The sequence below is a fragment of the Ruegeria sp. S263 genome, from assembly GCF_056780525.1.
Window position 1 is genome coordinate 3598469 of record NZ_CM165558.1, and the last position, 20593, is coordinate 3619061.

Consider the following 20593-nt stretch of genomic DNA (forward strand, 5'->3'; position numbering starts at 1 on the left):
AAATCTCCGCACTGTCAGGTTTGGGCCAAATTGGCATGGAAGATCGACAATAAATGCGCTAAAAGCGTCACAATATCGGTAATTTTCACCGATGTGCTACGCGCTTTTCGCGGCGCAGAACAAACGGCGTGACGCCGAAAAAGCTTTTGTAGACAGACGAAAATCCGTTCGGAAATCCACAAGCCAGGCCGATTTCGCGCACGCTCATAGTAGTGTTGAGAAGAAGGTTATTGGCCTTGGCCAACCGCATCTCGCGGTAGAATCCGTTTGGGGTGGTGCCGAAGAAAGTCTTGAACTTACGCTCAAGCGAACGGTTGGACAGGTGCAGTTCTTCGACGATCTGATGGATCGGCAAGGGGTCTTCGATATTGGCCTGCATCAGCTTGATGCACAGGTCCAGCTTGGCATCCCCGGTGGCGGTCAGGCGCGCGCCGGAAAACGGCTGCATCGAGGAAAAATCGCGGATGTTCTCGTGCAACATGATATCGGCCACGGTCATCTTGGCGGGCCCTGAGATGTGACGGCCTATCACCGACAGCGCCACATCCGTCGTCGCCTCCATCCCCGCACACGTCACTACAGCGCCTTGCTGGGTGGCGATGGACAGCTTGGCCTCGAACCGGGCACCGCGTTCGCGCAGGAACGAAGCATTCTCCCAATGGGTCGCCATATCCTCGGTGCCATGTTCGTCGATGTAACGACTGGCGGCTTCGGCCAGCAGAAACACCTGCGCGCCGCGATAGGTATAGTCGGACACCACGCGACCCAACGACAGGTCAGGGTGATCGGGATCGGTATTGCCAATGACAAACAAGTAATCCGCCTTGGGTTGGGCACTGACGGCCTCGGTCTGGATCATCGCGTCGCTGCTGGAATGGATCGGGCCGCCCTTCAGGGACTTATACGCATAGGTAAAAGGCGGATGTGGGCAGACGCGGTTGGCCAGACGCAGCACCTCGACCAGCGACGCCAGTTCCAGCAGCACATAGCCGGGGGCGACGAGGATATCGAAATGCTGCTGTGTCGCCATCGCCCTACACGATCCTGTGTCGGGCGGCGTGCAGCGCGTGGGCCAATGCCTCGATATGATCGGGGCCGACCTCGCAGCAGCCGCCGACAATGGTGGCCCCGTGCTCGACCCAAGACATTGCGAAATCGGCATAGGCTTCGGGGGTCAGGTCATGACGTTCTTCCAGCGCATCAACGGTGGGGGCGTCCTCCAGAAATTCTTGCGTGATGCCGGTGAAACCATTGGCGTAGGCCCCATAGGGGCGGCCCATCGTTTCAAGGATCGTCAGCGCGGGCATCACTGATTCCGGGCGGGTGCAGTTGATCAGCACTGCTTGCGGCTTACAGCGATCCACCAGCGGCGCGACCTGCGCCAGATGTTCGCCCGAGCGCAGGCGGGTGCCGTCAGTGTCCATCACCGACAGCGCCAGCCAAACAGGTTTGGTCGCGTTTTCCGTACCGCGCAGCGCGCCTTCGGCCTCTTGCAGCGAGGACACGGTTTCGTGCAGGAACAGGTCCACCCGATCGTTCATCAGACCGACCAGCTCGGCATATTTCAGCGCCGCCTCTTCAACATCGGGTTTCAGGTCGGGCCGGTACGAGGCCAGCAGAGGCCCCAGCGCCCCGGCGATCCGCCCACGCGACGCAGGTCGCGCGCCTTCCGCCTGCGTCAACGCCGTGTCGATCAGGGCGGGCAGTTGATCCTCGATCCCTTCGCGTACCAGACGCGAGCGGTGGATAGCGTAGGTGTTCGTAGTCGCCACGGTCGCGCCGCGTCGAAAGTAATCTGCATGGACCTGCCCCACCAATTCGGGCTGATCCATCATCACCCGCGTCGACCACAAAGGTGTAGGCTTTTCGCCGCCACGTTTGACCAACTCCTGCCCAATCGAGCCGTCCAACAGAGTGATATCCGCCATTTCCATACCTTTCCTCAGGGAATGAGAACCAGTTTTCCCGCAAACGCCTTGGACTGAAAGTCTGCTTGCGCTTTGGCAATGTCTCTTAGCGGATAGGTTTTCGAGATCAATGGTTTTACCCGGCCGGCGTTCATCAGTTCGACCAATCGGCCGAAAACCTCGAACGCCTGATGGGTGCAGCCGTGAATGGCGATGTCGCGCAAATAGATATCGCGCAGGTCGGCCTGAACGATAGGTCCGGCGATAGCTCCCGAGACGGCATACTGCCCGCCGGGCTTCAGTGACAGGATCAGATCGGGCCATGCGGGACCGCCGACCACGTCAATCACCACATCGAACATGTCTTTCGGCAAAGGCGCGCCTCGGTCGAACGTATCAATCGCGCCTTGATCCCTCACCACCTCGGCCTTGGCAGGACTGGTGACGCCCCACACGGTCGCCCCGCGCAGCCGGGCCAGTTGTACGGCGGCCAGACCAACCCCGCCCGAGGCTCCGGTGATCAGAACCTTGTGCCCGGCAGTCACACCTGCGCGGGTCAGCAGGTTTTCCGCCGTGCCAAAAGCACAGGGGACGGCAGCGATTTCAACATCTGACAGGGGTGATGCCGACACATCGTACAGATCAAACGCCTCGACCAGACAATATTGCGCGAAGGCCCCGTCAATCTCGGACCCCAAAGCGATGAAGCCAGTCGGGTTGCCGGGGCGTGGGCGCGGTAGGTTGATCGGGCAGGTTACGCGCTGGCCTTTGGTGAAACCCGTGCCCGGCGCGGCCTGTTCAACTATGCCGCACAGATCGCCGCCCTGAATGCGTGGGAAGTGCAGCGCGCCTCCCCAGCCGCCCGCGTCGACCTCCTGATCCACCGCATCTGTCGCACCGGTCACATCCGAGGAATACCAACCGACGCGCGTGTTGATATCGGTGTTGTTCACCCCGGCGGCAGCAACCCGAACCAGCACTTGACCGGGTCCGGGTTGTGGCACCGGGATATCCGCGCGCCATTCGAGCGCCTCTGGTCCACCATGGTGGGTCAGATAGACGCCTTGCATGACGTTTGGCACAGCCATCAGGCCCGAAGCCGTTCGTTGGCTGGATCCCAAAGCGGTTGGTCCTCTTGTACCACGGCGGGGTATTTTCGACCGTAGATTTCAACCTCCAGCGCCGTGCCCGGATTTGCCAGTTCCGACTTGATCATGCCCAGTGCGATAGACTTGCCCACGCGGTAACCCCATGCGCCGGACGTTGTCTCACCCACGATCTGATCGCCTTGCCAGATGCAGGACATGTAGGGCGCGTCGCAGTCACCGGCCTCGACCGTCAGAGTCACAAATGACTTCTTCACCCCCTGCTGCTTTTCGTTCAGGATCGCGGCCTTGCCGGGGAAATCCTGCGGCTTGTCCAGTTTGACGAAGCGCCCCAACCCGCCTTCCAGCAGCGAGTAATCGGTCGACAGATCGCCCTTCCATGCGCGGTAGCCTTTTTCGATCCGCAGCGAGTTCAGCGCATACATGCCAAACGGCGTGGCTCCAGCCTCAAGGATCGCATCATAGATCGCGGGCATGTCGTCGTTCAGGGCGTGAATCTCCCACCCCAGTTCGCCCGCGAAGGATACGCGGATCAGATAGGCAGGTTTTCCGGCCACCGTGGCAGCCTGATGGGTCAACCAGCCCAGCGACAGTTCGGCATCGGTCACCCCCGACAGAATGTTCCGGGACTTCGGCCCGGTGACGATCAGCGTGTCGCGCGTCGTGGTGACATCCTCGACACTGATACCAGAGGGCATCGCATTCACCAGAATGTCCCGGTCATGCCATTGCGCGGTGGCGGCTGTGATCATGACGAACTCATCTTCACCCAAGCGCAAGCAGGACATCTCGGTCAGGATACGCCCCCGGTCGTCGGCGATATAGACCAGATTAATCCGGCCCACCTTAGGCAGACCACCCGTTACCAGCCCGCGCAGCGCCTCGGCCGCGCCTTCGCCTTTGACCATGAAGCGCGAGAAACCCGGCAAGTCCAGCACGCCGCAATGGTCGCGGACGGCCTCGCATTCTTCTTTGATCCGCTGCTCCCACGGGCCGGATCGGCCCCATGTATGCGTCGCGTCCAGCGAGGTGTCGTCGCCCGGCTTGGCGAACCAATTGGCGCGTTCCCAGCCGTTATAGGCACCCATAACCCCGCCCAGTTCCTTGATCTTGTCATGAACCGGAGACAGCTTCTTGTCGCGCGCCGCAGGCCATTCGTGATGCGGGAAATGCATGGCGTATTCGTTGCCGTAGACCTCCATACCCTTCTGGTTGCAGTAGTCCTGATCGGTGTAGTCGGTGTAACGACGCGGATCGACGGCCCACATATCCCATTCGGTCGCGCCATCGACGATCCATTCGGCCAGCACCTTGCCAGCGCCACCACCCTGCGCGATACCGAAGGTGAATGTGTGCGCCTCGAACGCATTTCGAACACCGGGCATCGGCCCGATCAGCGGCAGCCCGTCGGGCGCATAGGGGATCGGTCCGTTGATCACCCGACCCACGCCCGAGGTTGCCATCAACGGCACCCGCTCCATCGCGTCGGTGACGATGTCCTCGATCCGGTCCAGATCGTCGTTCCACAGTTGGAAGCTGAAATCCTCGGGCATCGGATCGTCTTCGCTCATCCAATGACCCTTGCAGTTGGGCTCATACGGGCCAAGGTTGAAGCCGTTCTTTTCCTGCCGCAGATAGTACGAGATATCCACGTCGCGCAGCAGCGGCAGCTTGCCGCCGTTTTCCTTCGACCACGCCTCGATTTCCGGAATCTCGTCGGTCAGCAGGTACTGATGGCTCATGACCATGGCAGGCACGGTGCGCCCACCAAAGGGTTTGAACCATTCGCCCACGCGCTGCGCATAGTATCCGGCGGCATTGACCACGTAATCACAGGCAATATCGCCCTTGTCGGTGTGAACGGTCCACATGCCGTCGTCGCGCTGAGTCACGCCAGTCGCCGGACAGAAGCGGATGATCTTTTGTCCCAAATCCCGCGCGCCTTTAGCCAGCGCCTGCGTCAGCTGCGCCGGGTCGATGTCGCCGTCGGTGGGGTCGTACAGCACACCCTCAAGGTCATGGGTTTCAAGGAAAGGATAGCGCTCTTTGGCCTCTTCCGCGGTCCACATCTCCATCGGGATGCCCTGATAGCGACCCATGGACATGGCACGCTCGAACTCCTGCATCCGTTCTTTGCTATGCGCCAGACGGATTGAGCCCGAGACGTGGTAGTTCATTGGATAGTCGACCTCATCGGCCAGCCGCGAATACAGTTCGGTCGAATAGCGCTGCATGTTCATGATCGCCCACGAGGTCGAAAAGGTCGGCACGTTCCCCGCCGCGTGCCAAGTCGAGCCCGCCGTCAGCTCATTCTTTTCCAGCAGAACGCAGTCGGTCCAGCCCTTCTTGGCCAGATGATACAGGGCCGAACAGCCGACAACGCCACCGCCGATAACGACCACACGGGCCTTGGTTGGAAAATCACTCATGGTCTTGATCCTCTGTCAGTGTGCCCGCTGGGGCAGATCGTCTTGGATGTCGTAATAATCGCCCTTGTCAGCGACAAAGATGTGCCGAGCGAGTTTCAAGCCAGTGGGCTCGTCCAGAGACCCCATTGAAACCGCAATCGTGTCCTCGTCATTGTGCTGCCAGAACAGGAACGAGCCACAGGCGCTGCAAAAACCGCGCTTGGCGATATCCGAGGCGCGATACCAACCCAGTGTATCGCTGGCGGTAAAGCTGAGGTTGTCCTGATGCGTGACGGTTGAGGCCCAAAGATGCCCCGACTGCCTGCGGCATTGACCGCAGTGGCAGGCATTTGGCGGCGTGAGATCTCCGACAATTTTGAACGCAACCTTGCCGCAAAGGCAGGAACCGGTGTGCATGTCTTTACCCCCTTGGTGCTGGCGTTGAGCTGGTGCCCAGCAGCACGCCGTAAATGATGAAACAGGTCGCCATTACGCGGCGGACCCAGATGTTGAACACAGCCCCCAAGGCCGCTTTGCCCATCAGCGCACCCAACAGGGTGAACCCGGTATAGGTGAGTGTTGTGATGATCAGTGCGGTCGGCATGATCACCCCCATCTGCAGCCAGACTGGCACGTCCGGCTGCACGAACTGAGAAAACGCTGCCAGATACCCGGCCACGCTTTTGGGGTTGATCGTCGCCACCGCCAACGCATGCAGATAGACATGGCGCGCTGGCCGCTCGGACACAGGCGCGGGCTTGCTGGCATTGATCCAACCGCGGATGCCCATCCAGATCAGGAACCCCGCGCCGATCAGCTTGGCGATGAAAAACCCTGTGGGAGAGGCCGCAATCAGCGCCGTTATGCCCAGCGCCGAAAGGATCAGAAACGCGCTGGCCTGCGTCAGGATCGCCAACACCCCCAGCATTGCCTTGGGAAACGGCAGGCTCATCCCGTTCGAGATACAATTCACCGCGTTTGGCCCCGGAGTAGTCACGAACACCACCCAAAACAGCGCGAATATGGTCCAGGCTTCGAAGCTCATTCAATACACCGGTGGCGCGATGACCCAGACGGTCACGGCGGGCTCATCATAAGGGTTGGCCCATTGATAGGGCTCATGTTTGATGCGGAAACTGTCCCCCGGCCCGACCGAGAACTGCCGTCCTCCGATCGTCAGGTCCAAACGGCCGGACACCATATAGCCGACCTCTTGCGTGGGACGATCAGCGGGGGTCTGCATTTGTGATCGGGGTTCGAACGTGGAATGCACCATTTCGAAATCATCGGTCAGATCAGGTGACAGCAATTCCTCGATCAAACCTTCCTCACCCGATCCCATAGGACGGCGTGAACCAGCGCGCACAATATACCCCTGTTCGTCCGCCGGTGCGGCTGAATGTGCGAACAACATCGACATCGGCACACCAAGACACTCGGCGATCTGGCGCAGGTCCGAGATCGACGGCTCGGACTTGTCCCTTTCGACCTGGCTGAGCCATCCAACCGAACGCTCCAGACGCGCCGCGATCTCGGTCAGGGTCAGACCCCGCGCTTTGCGCAATGCCCGGATATCCGCGCCAAGAGTTGACCTGTTTGGGGCTTGGCTGTTCACGTGGTGCTCCGGTTGTTCGTGAAAATTTTAGTGACTTTTTCACGATGACCTGAGTCGGTGAAATTTCCAAGCATTTTTTCACTTGGGTGTCTGACGGGGATTGTTTATTCGTCGGATATGTGGATTGCAGTTGCGTATCTTTGGGTCATTAACCTGCTGACCCTGCTGGCATTTGGATGGGACAAACTGCGCGCCAAACGTCGCAAAACCCGCGTGCCCGAGGCCAAACTGCTATGGCTCGCCGTGATCGGCGGGGCACCGGGCGCGGTTTTGGGACGCTGGATTTTCCAACACAAAACCCGCAAGCGACGGTTTTCAATTTACCTCTATCTGGTGCTCGGTCTGCAGGGTGCTGTTCTGTACTTTCTGGCCACCCACTTCCCACCCTGACACACGCGAACTTTCAATCAAAAATTATCCGCAGCCAAAGAGGAAACTGTCTGCTACACTGACGTAGTTACTGAATTCCTGAAATAATCTTATATTGGCAAAGGGTTGGAAGAGACATGGAAAATGGCATCGGGTTTTTCGACATAGTGTGGTCGATCTTCTGGCTATTCTTGATGGTAGCCTGGTTCTGGGTAATGATTTCGGTGGTGGCCGATGTGTTCCGCTCAAAAGACCTGAGCGGTTTCGGCAAGGCCGCATGGATCGCGTTTGTTATCCTTGTTCCCTGGCTTGGGGTTCTGTCCTATCTGATCGCACGAGGCGAAAAGATGCATGAACACAATGTCGAGGCGATGAATAAAATCGAAGAAGCACAGAAGGATTATATCCGATCCGTCGCGACGGTATCCACCGCGGACGAGTTGGAGCGTCTTGCCGCCTTAAAGGAAAAGGGCGTTCTGACAGACGAAGAATTCGCAGCCCAAAAAGCCAAGATCCTCAGCGCGTAACAAATAATGCTCCGGCCAGTGCCGCACTTGCCGGAGTTAACTCGCGAAAACGGAACTTAGAATTGCACCAAGCGCATCCGCGTCCTGCTGCGTGAATGCGTCCGGTTGATCGCTGTCGATGTCAAACACGGCAATGATGTCGCCTGACGCGTTTCGCACCGGCAAGACCAGTTCTGACCGCGTGGTCGATGCACAGGCGATATGGCCGGGAAAAGCGTCCACGTCGGGCACAAGCTGCACCTCGCCCGTGCGCGCGGCGGCGCCACAGACTCCCCGCTCGAACGGGATAACCAGACATCCGTGACCGCCCTGATACGGGCCGATCTTCAAAACATCCGGTTCTGTCACGCGGTAAAACCCGGTCCAGTCGAACCGGTCGTCGGAATGATGCACCTCGCACGCGACGGTTGCCATAAGCGCGACCGCGTCAGTTTCCCCTTCGGTCAGGGCTGAGATGGTTTTCGCCAGCAGGTCGTAATCAACGGTCATCTTGGATTGTCCGGCATAGGTCGTCTTGCTACGCCACCTATGCCGAAACCGCCCATGGGTCAAACACGTTCGATCGCGATCGCGGTGCCTTCTCCGCCACCGATGCAGATCGCCGCGACACCCCGTTTCAGGTTGCGCTTTTCCAACGCATTCAAAAGCGTCACTATAATGCGCGCGCCCGAAGCGCCGATCGGGTGCCCCAATGCACAGGCCCCGCCATTTACGTTCACTTTGTCACGCGGCAAGCCCATTTCATGCATGAATGCCATCGGCACAACAGCAAAGGCTTCGTTCACCTCCCACAGATCGACGTCATCCTTGGACCATCCGATCCTAGACAGCAATTTCTGGGCGGCGGGGACAGGTGCGGTTGTGAACAACCCCGGCGCCTGAGCATGGCTGGCATGGCCCAGAATTCGCGCACGTACGGTCAGCCCCTGATCTTTGGCCGCATCCTCGGACGCCAGCACAAGCGCAGCCGCGCCATCCGAGATCGAGGATGAGTTGGCTGCCGTCACGGTCCCATCTTTGCGGAATGCAGGTTTCAGTGTGGGTATCTTCTCGGGTCGGGCAGATTGCGGCTGTTCGTCCGCGGCGTGCTGCACCTCACCCTTGCGGGTCGGGACAACGACCGGGGTGATCTCGTCCGAAAACGCCCCGCTTTCCTGTGCAGCCAGAGCATTGGACAGGGACTGCAGCGCATATTCATCCTGCGCTTCGCGGGTGAACTGGTAGGCTTCCGCACAATCCTCGGCAAAGGTGCCCATCAGCCGACCCTTGTCGTAGGCATCCTCCAATCCATCAAGGAACATGTGGTCAACCACCTGCCCGTGCCCGATCCGGGCCCCGCCGCGCATTTTCGGCAACAGATAAGGGGCGTTGGTCATGCTCTCCATCCCACCCGCGACCATCGTGTCCGCATGTCCCAGCGCGATCTGGTCGAATGCCATCATCGCAGCCTTCATGCCAGAGCCGCACATCTTGTTCAGCGTAGTGGCGGGGACGTCTTCGCCCAGACCCGCCGCAAACCCGGCCTGCCGCGCCGGTGCCTGCCCCTGACCAGCGGGCAGAACGCAACCCATCAGAACCTCGTCTACCGTCTGGGTTCCGGCCCCTTGCAACGCAGCGCGAATGGCAGTGCCCCCCAAATCGGCCGCTGGCACACCGTCAAACACGCCTTGAAATCCGCCCATGGGTGTCCGGGCCGCGCCTGCAATAACAACATGATTCATCGGAGTGCTCCTCCTGTTTTCCGGATTGATGGATACCGAATGGTAAGAATTGCCGTCTAGCGTATTTCTACGATTGAATTTCAGTTTAAAGGATCATCGCGCATGAGCCTGACCAGCGAAACAACGGGCGGCACACAGATCATCACGGTTCATTCAGACCGGATAGATGCAGCCATGGCCATCCAGTTCAAGGAAGACATGAGGAACGAAGCTCAAGGTGACAATGCGCGGGTCATTCTGAATCTGACCCATGTAGAGTTCATTGATTCCAGCGGTCTTGGCGCCATCGTCGCTGCGATGAAGCAGCTCGGCAATGGTCGCAGGCTGGATTTGGCCGGACTGCATCCCTTTGTCGAAAAGGTATTTCGGCTGACGCGCATGGATACGGTTTTCAAGCTGTTTGCGTCGCTGGACGACGCGCTGTCCGCCCCCACAGACTAACCAGCCGCTCAACGGAATTGGCACGACACCAATGAGTAACTGTAACTGCCTGGATTTGAGTTTTGTCGCGACAGAAGCAGAAGCCAGCCTTGGCATCGCCAGGTTGAGCTTGTGCCTAGAAGAAAAGGGCCTGCCCGGTCACAAGGCCGGTGACGTGAAAATCGCGCTGGCAGAGGCTATCAACAACGTGGTCGAACATGCGTATGCCGGGATAACCCCGGCCCGGGTGCAGGTACATTGCCGCTTTCACCAGAACTGGCTCGACATCCTGATTTCCGACACCGGCATGCCTCTGCCAGGGTTTTGTATTCCCGAAGGCATTCCTGCAGCATTGGGCGAAACGATTGATGAATTGCCCGAGGGTGGGTTTGGCTGGTTCCTGATCCATGAATTGACCAGCGACATCCGATATGAGCGCAAAGGGGGCTGCAACAGGCTGTCGCTTCGGTTCGATTTTCCAGACTCCGGCTGACCCAAAATCGCCACAATCAAACCATGGTCACGCCGCAAACAAAGGGCATAGTGATTCTCGTAGCTCAGATAGCTTCCCTCGGCGTCCAGTGTCACAGCCCCCACCCAGTGAACGGCGCCGAGGAACTTCCCATTGATTTGACTGGACAATATCTGCCTGCGCGATACCTTCGGCGCGTTCAATCAGGGAAACAAAGCTATGCGGGATTTTCACACTCCGGGCAGATCCGAAGTTCTGGCGACAGAAGGCATGTGTGCCACATCGCACCCTTTGGCAGCTCAAGTCGCAGTGGACATTCTGCAAAAAGGCGGCAACGCAATGGATGCGGCGATCGCCGGGGCCGCCCTTCTGGGTATTTGCGAACCGCAGATGACTGGGCTGGGCGGCGATTGCTTTGTGCTTTTCAACCGGGCCGGAGAAAATGAAATCCGCGCGCTGAATGGTTCGGGGCGAGCACCTTCGGCGGCGGACCCCCAGAAACTGCGCAATGCCGGTCTGACGACTGTGCCGCTGAATACAACGGAGTCAGTCACCATACCCGGTGCGGTGGACGCTATATGCCATCTGGCCGAAACCGAAGGTAAACTGGGCCTCGACGCGATCCTTCAGCCTGCGATTCACTACGCCGACATCGGTGTGCCGGTGGCACCAAGGGTCGCGTTCGACTGGCAAACAGGCGAGGCAACACTGCAGGGTCCCGCGCGCGGTCATTACCTGATCGACGGTAAAGTGCCGAAGGTCGGGCAGGTCTTCCGCGCGCCTGGTCAAGCCGAAGTTCTGCGCCAGATCGGCAAGCGGGGGCGCGACGCCTTCTATTCTGGCGATATCGCGCAAGACATGGTCGATGCACTGACGCAAATGGGCGGGGGACATTCGCTTGCTGATTTTCAGGCAACCAAATGCACCGAAGCCCAGCCCGTAGTTGGCAATTATCAGGGTGTTGACCTTGTCGAACACCCACCAAACGGTCAGGGCGCGACCGCGATCCTGCTTTTGAACATTCTGAAAAGCTTCGATCTGGCCAGCATGGATCCCTTCGGGACCGAGCGCATACATATCGAGGCCGAAGCCTCGAAACTGGCATATGATGCGCGGAACCGGTTCATTGCAGACCCTGATCACACTGCGCGGGCCGAGTTATTCTGCGATCAGGTCTTGGCCGACAGGCTGGCAGCCCTGATCGACCCCAAACGCGCGATGCCTGCGGCGCCCCTCCTGACCGAGGCAATCCACAAAGACACCGTTTACATTACGGTCGTTGACCGCGACCTGATGGCCGTTTCCCTGATCTATTCGATCTTCCACAGCTTTGGCTCGGGCATCGCGTCCGAGAAATACGGGATACTGCTGCAAAACCGAGGGGCCGGATTCACGCTTGAACCCGGGCACCCCAATGAAATGGGCCCCGGCAAACGCCCGATGCACACGATCATCCCGGGTATGCTCTGCGAAAATGGGCGCGTCACCATGCCATTCGGCGTTATGGGCGGCGCTTTTCAACCAACCGGGCACGCCCGGCTTTTGTCCAACCTGACAGATCACGGGCTGGGACTGCAGCAAAGTATTGACACCCCGCGTGCCTTTGCAGATGCAGGCGTTCTTAAGCTAGAGCGCGGAATTCCGCCCAAGGTTGCTCAACAATTGGCCAGCATGGGTCACAATGTCCAAACTCCAGAAACACCACTTGGCGGCGCCCAGGCAATCAGGATCCGTGAAGATGGCGTTTTGGAAGGCGGAAGCGATCCCAGGAAAGACGGTTGTGCGCTGGGATATTGATCCGAGCGCAGAGCGCGCACCCGATCAGTTCAAATGAAAGTGCAGCGGATATGCCCCGTTTTCGAACGGGCCGAACATGTCGGGGATATCAGGATGTTCCACAGGTTCGCCCGACTGATCGGCAATCAGGTTTTGTTCAGAAACATAAGCAACATAGAAGGACTGATCATTCTCTGCCAACAAATGATAGAACGGCTGATCCTTGATCGGGCGGCTGTCTTCCGGAATGGCCTGATACCATTCTTCGGTATTGGAAAACTCTGGATCCACGTCGAAAATCACCCCCCGAAAGGGATGTTTTTTGTGGCGGACCACCTGGCCCAAACGGTACTTGGCGTTTGTCTTAAGCATTTTCACAGCCCCCAAGGGTCTTACTACCTCTTTCCGCGCGAGAATGCCAATCATTGATCTGAAATTTAGGGAAACAGTCTGTGAACCTCTTACTAACAGTCTTTGAAATCGTGGCCCCTGTCTTTCTTTTGGCGGGTATCGGCTTTGTCTGGGTCAAACTGGGGTTTGAATACAGGCTGCAGTTTGTAACCCGCCTTGCGGTTACCCTTGCGGTGCCCAGCCTTATCTTTGTTGCGCTGATGCAGACCGAGATCCCGGCCGGTGAACTGACGCGTTTCACTGTGGCGGCCATTGCGGGTCACGTCGTGCTTGCAGTTGCCTTTGAGGTATTCGTGCGGCTTGGCGGATTGGATCGACGGACGTATCTGGCGCCGTTGATCTTTGGGAACACCGGAAATCTTGGATTGCCCTTGTGCCTGTTTGCCTTTGGTCAGGCGGGTTTGGGGTTTGCGGTCGTGTTTCTGGCCGCTACCGCGTTGCTTTCGTTCACTTACGGCATCTATCTGGTCGCGGGCAAAGGCGCGTTTGGCAAAGTTGCCCGCGAACCGATGGTATGGGCCACATTGCTCGGCGCGCTGTTCCTGTGGCGCGGATGGGAGACCCCGGTCTTTCTGACCAATACACTGGACTTGCTGGGGCAAATGGCGATTCCCATGATGTTGATCACCGTGGGCGTCGCCATCGCGCGCCTGACCACCCGCAAGTTGGGTCAGGCCATCTGGCTTTCATTGCTCAAACTCGCGGTTTGCTTTGTTTTAGGGTGGGGGATCGCGGTGGCGTTTGACCTTGATGCCGTCGCATTTGGGGTGCTGCTTGTGCAAATGTGCACGCCGGTTGCGGTGACTTCATACCTGCTGGCCGAGCGGTTTGACGCAGATTCAGACGCCGTCGCCGGGCTGGTCATGGTCTCAACTGTTCTGTCTGTTGCCGCTTTGCCTATTATTCTAGCTATCGTTCTATAGCGATTGTGATTTCCTCGGAGCGCAATCTGCGCTAGAATAAAGAAAAAAGGCACGAGGCACATGAGCAGAATTCTTATCGTACTCTTCGGGGTGCTGCTTTTGGCATCCTGTGGGGGCGGGTCAAAGCAACCGCCCAGCAAGCTAAATGACGCGTGCAGCATTGCGCGCGAACGGCCGGATTATATCAAGGCATTCAAAAGCACCGAGCGCAAATGGGGCGTCCCGGTTCACGTCCAGATGGCGACTATCTATCAGGAAAGCCGCTATCGCCATGACGCAAGGACACCGCATCAATACGTGTTGGGCGTCATCCCGATGGGCCGTCAAAGCAGCGCCTATGGGTTCAGTCAGGCACTGGACGGAACCTGGGATGAATACCAGAAAGAGACCGGCAAACGCCGTGCCAAGCGCGACCGTATCCGGGACGCTTCGGATTTCATCGGCTGGTACATGAACAAAAGCTATGAGCGGAACGGGATTCATCCCAGCGACACGCGCAACCAGTATCTCGCCTATCACGAAGGTCATACGGGATATGCACGTGGTAGCCACTACAGCAAGACTTGGCTGTTGAACGTCGCAAATGACGTGGATGCGCGCGCCAAGCTGTATCAGGCACAGTTGGCAGGCTGTCGGTACTAAGAGAACTCAGCGGGTCAGCGATTGCCTGACCCGCTTCGCGCGCGGTTGGAAAACAGGCTTTGATCCAACCTGATATCCGTATCCAATTGGCCCAGCAAAACAGTAGTCTGGCTACCGGCATTGTCGTGGATGACCCATTTGCGCAGCTCTATCGGATCGCCAGTGAACATCAACTCAATCCGGCCCGAATCGGGATTTTTCGGGTCCTGAGCGGTAACGACCGTGGCTGTTCCGTCAAACTCATGCCCGACGACCATATTGGCCTGCCCCAGATTGACGTTGCGCGCCAGTACCAGCGACAACGGTGTGCGCTTCAGCGGGTATTGCTCGGGTGGTTGGTTGGATTTCGGGTCGAATATCTGAACCGTTCCTGCACGCGCCAGAACAACCGCGCTGTTTGGTGGATCATATTCAAACCGCATCTTGCCCGGCCGTTCCATCCACAGTTTACCAGTGCTCAATGAACCGTCATCATTGACCTGCGTAAACGTGGTCTCAACGGTTTTCAGACCGTTGAGATAGTTGGAGATCTGCGACAAAGGCAGTTTTTCAGCGGCCCACGCAGCCGGCGCAGCCAGCGTCAGGGCCAGGGCAAAAGCAATCTGTTTCATGATCTACCAGATATGCGTTTCGCCGCTGTTATTAAATATCCAAATCCGATTTCAGGGGTGCCTAAAACAGCAGACGCGCTGAAACCCATAATTTCAGCGCGTCACTTGATTTTGATACGGCGGTATTCCGCAAAGCCACTTATTGCTCGGGCACAAGGATTTCGCGTTTTCCGACATGGTTTGCCGAGGAAACAACGCCTTCATCCTCCATCTGCTCGACCAGTCGCGCGGCTTTGTTGTATCCGATGGCGAGTTTTCGCTGAATATACGAGGTCGAACATTTTCGATCCTTGATCACGATCGCCACGGCCTGATCGTACAAAGCGTCCTCACCGTTCGTGTTGCCACCAGTGTTCAGGCCCAGCACGGCGTCAATATTGTCGGCTTTTTCCTCGGCCGGGCCATCCACGACGCCGCTCATGTAATCTGGCGGGCCGAACTGTTTCAGGTGGCTGACGATTTCCTCGACCTCTTCATCCGAGACAAACGGACCATGGCAGCGCGTGATCTTGGCACCACCCGCCATATAGAGCATGTCCCCCTGCCCCAGCAGTTGTTCGGCACCCATCTCGCCCAGAATGGTGCGGCTGTCGACCTTGGACGTCACCTGAAACGAAATCCGGGTGGGGAAGTTCGCCTTGATCGTACCGGTAATCACATCGACCGAAGGTCGTTGCGTGGCCATGATCAGGTGAATACCCGAAGCCCGCGCCATCTGAGCCAGACGCTGAATGCAGGCTTCGATCTCTTTACCTGCAACCATCATCAGGTCGGCCATCTCGTCGACGATGACCACGATATAGGGCATCGCTTCGGGCGCGAATTCTTCGGTCTCAAACACCGGTTCGCCCGTCTCATCATCGAATCCCGTCTGGACCGTGCGGCTGAACATTTCACCCTTGGCCAGCGCGTCTTTCACACGGCCGTTGTAGCCTGCGATGTTGCGCACGCCCATTTTGGACATTTTGCGATAACGATCCTCCATCTCACCCACGACCCATTTCAGGGCAACCACAGCCTTTTTCGGGTCGGTCACAACAGGGGACAGCAGATGCGGGATGCCGTCGTAAACCGAAAGTTCCAGCATCTTGGGGTCGATCATGATCAGGCGGCATTCATCCGGCGTCAGCTTGTACAGCAGCGACAGGATCATCGTGTTGATTGCCACCGACTTACCGGAACCCGTAGTCCCCGCGATCAGCAGGTGAGGCATTTTCGCAAGGTTCGCCACAACGGATTCACCGCCGATATCCTTACCCAAGGCCAGAGGCAGCGCGTGGTTGCCATCGCCAAAATCGCGGCTTGCAAGGATTTCACGCAGCACTACCATTTCGCGATTGTCGTTGGGCAGTTCGATCCCGATTACCGAGCGGCCCGGCAATGTCGAAACCCGCGCCGACAGCGCCGACATGGACCGAGCAATGTCATCGGCCAGACCGATCACCCGGCTTGCTTTCAGGCCCGGTGCGGGCTCAAGCTCGTACATGGTGACAACGGGGCCGGGGCGGACGCTGACGATCTCACCCTTCACGCCGTAGTCGTCCAGCACGTTTTCCAGCATCCGCGCGTTTTCCTCCAGCGCCTCATCGCTCAGGTGGTGGCGCTGAATGCTGGAGGGGTTCGACAGCAGCCCCAAAGGCGGCAGTTCGAAATCCGAATGCCTTTCCTCAAAGGACAGCGCTGGCTGTGCCTCGGCCTGCGCACGGCGCGACGGTTGCGGTGCGCGGCGCACAGGCTGTGCAACCACTGGCTTGCGGGGTTCGGCAACCGGGATTTTTACAGCCGGGCGCTGTTGCGGAGCCGGTTCTGCCACATCTTCAAACACGGCCCCCTCTTCGTAATCCGCGCCGAGCGTATCCTCTTGCACGACAGACTCTTGCCAATCGTCTGTCAGAGGTGCCGACATCATCGGTTCCACCGGCAGACCCGCCGACGTCATCGGCGGTTCAGGCGGCAACTCACCCGCCCCACCCGCATTCAGGATAAGCGGATCGGGGCCCCGGCCGCGCCCCTTGGTCAACGGCAGGTTCGGATTCGGCTCAGGCGTCATCTCGCCGGTTGCGACTTTGCGGTTGCGCACGGCGGCGGAAATTTTTGACCGAATGCGGTCTTCACCCGGCATCTCATCAAACCCAGCAACAGGCTCACGATCCAGCAGTTCAGGCTCGGGCATCGGCTCTGGGCGGCGGATCAAGGAAGGCATCCGCGCAAGAAGGCCTGTTTTCACAGACTCCGGCGACTCGAGTGGGGGTTCGTCGAATACGGGGTCGGCATAGGCCAGTTCATCTTCAAAAACAGCTTCGGCGGCTTCTGCCCTTGCCGATTTGCGGTCGTCCCATTGCGCGCGGCGATCACGGGCGGCCTGCGCTGTCGCTGCGGCGCCCCGGCCCAGCAGGTTCATCAACCCATCGTATGACATGACCAGACCCAACAGGAATGCACGGAACCCTTTGCGCACATCATCCTTGGTGAACCCCAGAACAAACACACCAAGCGACAACATTCCGATCGCCATGGCCAAAGACATCACCTTGACCATGAAATGCGACGAGATCGGCAACAGCGTCAGCAAAGCGCCCATAACCGTGTCGCCAAAAAGACCACCCAGCCCAAAGCTGTGTGTGATACGCCACGCCTCGCCCGGGACAAGCGTTGCCGCGTAAACGGAAACAATCGCGATCCAGATCGGGGCAAAGATCAGCCGGGCAATCGCACGTTCTTCACCAAAATGACCTGCAAATCGCACGCCCCATCCGATCAGAACCAGCGCGATGCTCCAACTGCCCCAGCCGACAATCATGAACAGGGGCGCGGCAATCGACGCACCGATCCGGCCCATCCAATTCTGCACCGGCGCATCGGTCGACACCATCCAGTTGGGATCGTCCGGCGTGTAAGACCAGATCATCGCGGCTGCAGCCAGGCCCAGCAGAATCAAGGCAATGCCGATCAGCTCTTTGCTGCGCCGCTCAATGGCGGCTTGCGTCGTACTGTCCAGCAAAGGATCGCGATTGCGCGCGTTATATGATGCCATTTTGCCCTCGTACCTCACGAATAGATGCAATCGCGGAGCTTGATCAGCCCTTGCTGCAACTCTGTTTTTGGGGCCACCAAAGCAGCCCGGATAAATTGTTCGCCCGGGTTTTGCCCCGGATCGCCTTGAGAAAGATATGCGCCCGGCAGTACCCGGACCCCGGTTTCCTGCCACAGCTTCAATGCGGTTTCTTCGCCATTATCGACCGGCAACCAAAGGAAAAACCCGGCCTGCGGTGCCATATACCCCTGAATGCCAGCGAATACCTGATCCGCAATGGCGTATTTTGCCTGATAGAGCGCGCGGTTCTCGGCCACATGCGCCTCATCCGCCCACAGCTTTGCCGCAGCCGCCTGCAAAGGCAGCGGCAAGGGTGCGCCCGCGTAGTTGCGCAGTTGTTTGACCCGTTTGATCGTCTCGGGGCCACCTGCGATCAGGCCGGAACGCAAGCCGGCGACGTTTGACCGCTTGGATAGCGAATTGAACAATGTGATCCGCTCAGGATCTGCGCCCAGTTGCTGCGCGACGGTCAAAACGCCGGTCGGCACCTCATCGCGGTAGATTTCGGAATAGCATTCATCCGCGAAGATGCGGAAATCGTATTTTTCGGCCAGCCGGATCAGTTCGGCCCAGTAGTCGCGCGACGCCACCGCGCCCTGCGGATTGGCCGGGGAACAGATATAGGCCGCAACCGTGCGGTTGAGAACATCCTCGGGCAGACCTGCGTAGTCCGGCAGATGGCCGGTGGCAGCGGTGGCAGGCACAAATACCGGCTCGGCCCCGATTGAGATCGAGGCGACCATATAGACCTGATAAAAGGGGTTGGGGCATAGGATGACCGGTTTATGACCGTTCTTTTCCTCGGGGCACAATGCCATTGCCGCGTTGTACAGCCCCTCGCGCGTACCGTTCAGGGCCATGACATTGGCGTCTGGGTCCATCGTCACACCATACCGGCGATTGATCCAATCGGTGATTGCGCCACGCAGCGCAGGAGAGCCCTCATTTGGGGGGTATCCCTGAAATCCGGCCGCGTTTTCCATGATTACATCTGTCACCCATGCGGGAAAATCGTGCATGGGCGCGCCGATGGTCATGTGAATGACATCATCGCCCGGCTGGTGATGATCCAACAGGGTGCGCAGACGCGGGAAAGCATATTCCGGTAGGTTCGAGAACCGCTCGGGAAAATTCATAACTACTGCCTCAATGCCGGGATCGTTTTCGCCCCGTTTTTTGGCAGATTACAGGTCGGATTCCGCTTCGTCCAGACAAAGCGACGCCGAATCAGGGGATTGTGGCATTCACGCCAGAGCGGTTTCGACCGCCGCACCCACCCGCAAAAGCGCTTCTTCCGATCCCGGATACCCCATCATCATCAACCCGCACCCCGCCGTTCCCGTCGGAACGGTCAGCGCGGCCAATCCCATCAGATTGCCGATCCGGGTGTTGCGCAATGCCAGCAGGTTCTCGGTGACATAGTAGTCATGATCCGTCATCAACCGCTCAAGATTTGGGGGAAGTATCGGCGCGGTTGGGGCCAGCACTGCGTCAAAACCGGCCGTCGCCGCATCCCATGCGGTCCGGCAGGCTTTCAACCGGGACCAGGCCGCAATGTAATCCGGCCCTGACACGTTCTTGCCCGCGCGGAACCGCTCCAGAATCTCTGGGTACATTGCATCGGGGTTGGCCTCGATCACGTCGCGCCACAGACCGTAGGCTTCGGTCGTATAGAGGACACCGGACAGGCTCATGGCGTCGTTCAGTTCGGGCACCTCTAGCGGGACAATCTCGGCTCCGGCCTCTCGCAAACGGTCCAGTGCGGACTCGTAAGCCGCGCCCGGGCCATCCCGCAGATCATCCTTGGCCACGTTCTGCAAATCGGCGAAACGGCGGCCCTGCAGCGTTGCACCCCGCAGGTCAGCGGGCGTGCCGCCTTCCAGCAGCGCCAACAGATGGGCGGCGTCCTCGACAGAACGCGCCAATGGGCCAATCGTATCAAACCGCAAACACAAGGGCACAGTCCCCTCAAGCGTTACGCGCCCTGCCGTGGTCTTCAACCCGACAAGATTGTTCCAAGCCGAAGGAATACGGACCGACCCTCCTGTGTCCGACCCAATACCGCCCGCGGCCAGCCCCCACGCGACCGATGCTGCAGCACCCGAGGAAGACCCGCCCGGCACCGCGTCGACATCGTCGATACAGGGCGGCGTTCCGGTGATCGGGTTCAGACCCAGCCCGGAAAAGGCCAGTTCGCTCATATGGGTCTTTCCCAGACAAACCGCCCCCATCGCCGTTGCATTTCTGACAACAACCGCATCCCGGTCAGGGACGCGCCCTTTCAAAAGGGCTGATCCGGCCTCGGTCTCTGTATCAGCGGTATCAAACAAGTCTTTCCAACTGATCGGCACCCCGTCCAGCAGGGACCGGCGCAAGCCCAGTTTGACCCGCACGCGCGCAGCTTCGGCCTCGGCGCGGGCGCGTGTTTCGGTAACGCGGGCATAAATGCAGTCCCGGTGGGGGTGCGCGGTAATGGCGGACAAGTAGGTTTCGGTCAATTCGACAGGGTCGATCTGGCCCATTCCAATGCCTCGGCCCAGATCACACGCGGTCATGTTCAACCAATCCTGCATTCCTACCCCCTTGGAAAA

General features: G+C 58.7%; 21 protein-coding genes. 7 read left to right on the forward strand and 14 right to left on the reverse strand.

The window, feature by feature from the left end; translation table 11 throughout:
- Nucleotides 1-85: 85 nt before the first annotated feature.
- Genes ACT2B1_RS17750 through ACT2B1_RS17780 form a run of 7 tightly spaced genes read right to left on the reverse strand, consistent with a single transcriptional unit; the run spans nucleotide 86 to nucleotide 7036 of the window.
- Nucleotides 86-1030: a GlxA family transcriptional regulator gene (locus ACT2B1_RS17750; RefSeq protein ID WP_171124414.1), complete on the reverse strand. Its 945-nt coding sequence runs from the start codon at nucleotides 1028-1030 to the stop codon at nucleotides 86-88.
- Nucleotides 1031-1034: 4 nt separating this feature from the next.
- Nucleotides 1035-1928: a homocysteine S-methyltransferase family protein gene (locus ACT2B1_RS17755; protein ID WP_171240193.1), complete on the reverse strand. Its 894-nt coding sequence runs from the start codon at nucleotides 1926-1928 to the stop codon at nucleotides 1035-1037.
- A 14-nt stretch (nucleotides 1929-1942) separates the two neighbouring features.
- Complete coding sequence (locus tag ACT2B1_RS17760) at nucleotides 1943-2995, reverse strand: zinc-binding dehydrogenase (protein WP_171126450.1); 1053 nt, start codon at nucleotides 2993-2995, stop codon at nucleotides 1943-1945.
- Nucleotides 2995-5442: a GcvT family protein gene (locus ACT2B1_RS17765; RefSeq protein WP_481668282.1), complete on the reverse strand. Its 2448-nt coding sequence runs from the start codon at nucleotides 5440-5442 to the stop codon at nucleotides 2995-2997. The genes ACT2B1_RS17760 and ACT2B1_RS17765 overlap by 1 nt, the downstream gene beginning before the upstream one ends.
- 15 nt (nucleotides 5443-5457) lie before the next feature.
- Nucleotides 5458-5838, reverse strand: coding sequence for a GFA family protein (locus ACT2B1_RS17770; RefSeq protein ID WP_171240191.1), 381 nt, complete (start codon nucleotides 5836-5838; stop codon nucleotides 5458-5460).
- Between the two features lie 4 nt (nucleotides 5839-5842).
- On the reverse strand, nucleotides 5843-6466 hold the full coding sequence (locus tag ACT2B1_RS17775; RefSeq protein ID WP_481668283.1) for a LysE family translocator: 624 nt from the start codon (nucleotides 6464-6466) through the stop codon (nucleotides 5843-5845).
- A complete protein-coding gene (locus ACT2B1_RS17780; RefSeq protein WP_171211150.1) occupies nucleotides 6467-7036 on the reverse strand; it encodes a helix-turn-helix domain-containing protein in 570 nt (189 codons plus the stop codon).
- Nucleotides 7037-7093: 57 nt separating this feature from the next.
- Here ACT2B1_RS17780 and ACT2B1_RS17785 point away from each other — a divergent pair, with 57 nt between their 5' ends.
- Both ACT2B1_RS17785 and ACT2B1_RS17790 read left to right on the forward strand, forming a co-directional pair.
- On the forward strand, nucleotides 7094-7426 hold the full coding sequence (locus ACT2B1_RS17785; protein ID WP_481668284.1) for a DUF1294 domain-containing protein: 333 nt from the start codon (nucleotides 7094-7096) through the stop codon (nucleotides 7424-7426).
- Between the two features lie 116 nt (nucleotides 7427-7542).
- Nucleotides 7543-7932: an SHOCT domain-containing protein gene (locus ACT2B1_RS17790; protein ID WP_171124683.1), complete on the forward strand. Its 390-nt coding sequence runs from the start codon at nucleotides 7543-7545 to the stop codon at nucleotides 7930-7932.
- 36 nt (nucleotides 7933-7968) lie between these two features.
- Here the strand turns inward: ACT2B1_RS17790 and ACT2B1_RS17795 are convergent, their stop codons facing one another.
- Complete coding sequence (locus ACT2B1_RS17795) at nucleotides 7969-8421, reverse strand: GAF domain-containing protein (RefSeq protein ID WP_171124426.1); 453 nt, start codon at nucleotides 8419-8421, stop codon at nucleotides 7969-7971.
- A gap of 59 nt (nucleotides 8422-8480) precedes the next feature.
- A complete protein-coding gene (locus ACT2B1_RS17800) occupies nucleotides 8481-9653 on the reverse strand; it encodes a thiolase family protein (RefSeq protein ID WP_481668285.1) in 1173 nt (390 codons plus the stop codon).
- 102 nt (nucleotides 9654-9755) lie between these two features.
- On the opposite strand from ACT2B1_RS17800, the gene ACT2B1_RS17805 reads away from it, so the two are divergent.
- The 3 genes from ACT2B1_RS17805 to ACT2B1_RS17815 all read left to right on the forward strand — a co-directional run bounded on the left by ACT2B1_RS17805 (nucleotide 9756) and on the right by ACT2B1_RS17815 (nucleotide 12342).
- Nucleotides 9756-10094, forward strand: a complete 339-nt coding sequence (locus tag ACT2B1_RS17805) for an STAS domain-containing protein (RefSeq protein ID WP_171126348.1) — start codon at nucleotides 9756-9758, stop codon at nucleotides 10092-10094.
- A 31-nt stretch (nucleotides 10095-10125) separates the two neighbouring features.
- Nucleotides 10126-10566 carry an ATP-binding protein gene (locus ACT2B1_RS17810; protein WP_171126349.1) on the forward strand — a complete coding sequence of 147 codons (441 nt, stop codon included), beginning with the start codon at nucleotides 10126-10128 and terminating at the stop codon, nucleotides 10564-10566.
- 198 nt (nucleotides 10567-10764) lie between these two features.
- Entirely contained in the window at nucleotides 10765-12342 is a 1578-nt protein-coding gene (locus ACT2B1_RS17815; protein ID WP_481668286.1) for a gamma-glutamyltransferase family protein, read from the forward strand.
- 24 nt (nucleotides 12343-12366) lie between these two features.
- On the opposite strand, the gene hspQ is transcribed toward ACT2B1_RS17815, so the two are convergent.
- A complete protein-coding gene (hspQ, locus tag ACT2B1_RS17820) occupies nucleotides 12367-12693 on the reverse strand; it encodes a heat shock protein HspQ (protein WP_171124435.1) in 327 nt (108 codons plus the stop codon).
- Nucleotides 12694-12773: 80 nt separating this feature from the next.
- On the opposite strand from hspQ, the gene ACT2B1_RS17825 reads away from it, so the two are divergent.
- Both ACT2B1_RS17825 and ACT2B1_RS17830 read left to right on the forward strand, forming a co-directional pair.
- On the forward strand, nucleotides 12774-13655 hold the full coding sequence (locus tag ACT2B1_RS17825; protein ID WP_481668287.1) for an AEC family transporter: 882 nt from the start codon (nucleotides 12774-12776) through the stop codon (nucleotides 13653-13655).
- A gap of 60 nt (nucleotides 13656-13715) precedes the next feature.
- Entirely contained in the window at nucleotides 13716-14297 is a 582-nt protein-coding gene (locus ACT2B1_RS17830; RefSeq protein ID WP_171124439.1) for a transglycosylase SLT domain-containing protein, read from the forward strand.
- Between the two features lie 14 nt (nucleotides 14298-14311).
- Here the strand turns inward: ACT2B1_RS17830 and ACT2B1_RS17835 are convergent, their stop codons facing one another.
- The 4 genes from ACT2B1_RS17835 to ACT2B1_RS17850 form a co-directional block, all read right to left on the reverse strand.
- Nucleotides 14312-14908, reverse strand: coding sequence for a LolA family protein (locus tag ACT2B1_RS17835; protein ID WP_481668288.1), 597 nt, complete (start codon nucleotides 14906-14908; stop codon nucleotides 14312-14314).
- A 139-nt stretch (nucleotides 14909-15047) separates the two neighbouring features.
- Nucleotides 15048-17942, reverse strand: coding sequence for a DNA translocase FtsK (locus ACT2B1_RS17840; protein WP_481668289.1), 2895 nt, complete (start codon nucleotides 17940-17942; stop codon nucleotides 15048-15050).
- Between the two features lie 14 nt (nucleotides 17943-17956).
- Nucleotides 17957-19138 (reverse strand): aminotransferase class I/II-fold pyridoxal phosphate-dependent enzyme, encoded by a 1182-nt coding sequence (locus tag ACT2B1_RS17845; protein ID WP_481668290.1) that lies wholly within the window; start codon nucleotides 19136-19138, stop codon nucleotides 17957-17959.
- Nucleotides 19139-19246: 108 nt separating this feature from the next.
- A complete protein-coding gene (locus tag ACT2B1_RS17850; protein ID WP_171240184.1) occupies nucleotides 19247-20575 on the reverse strand; it encodes an amidase in 1329 nt (442 codons plus the stop codon).
- Nucleotides 20576-20593: the final 18 nt, after the last annotated feature.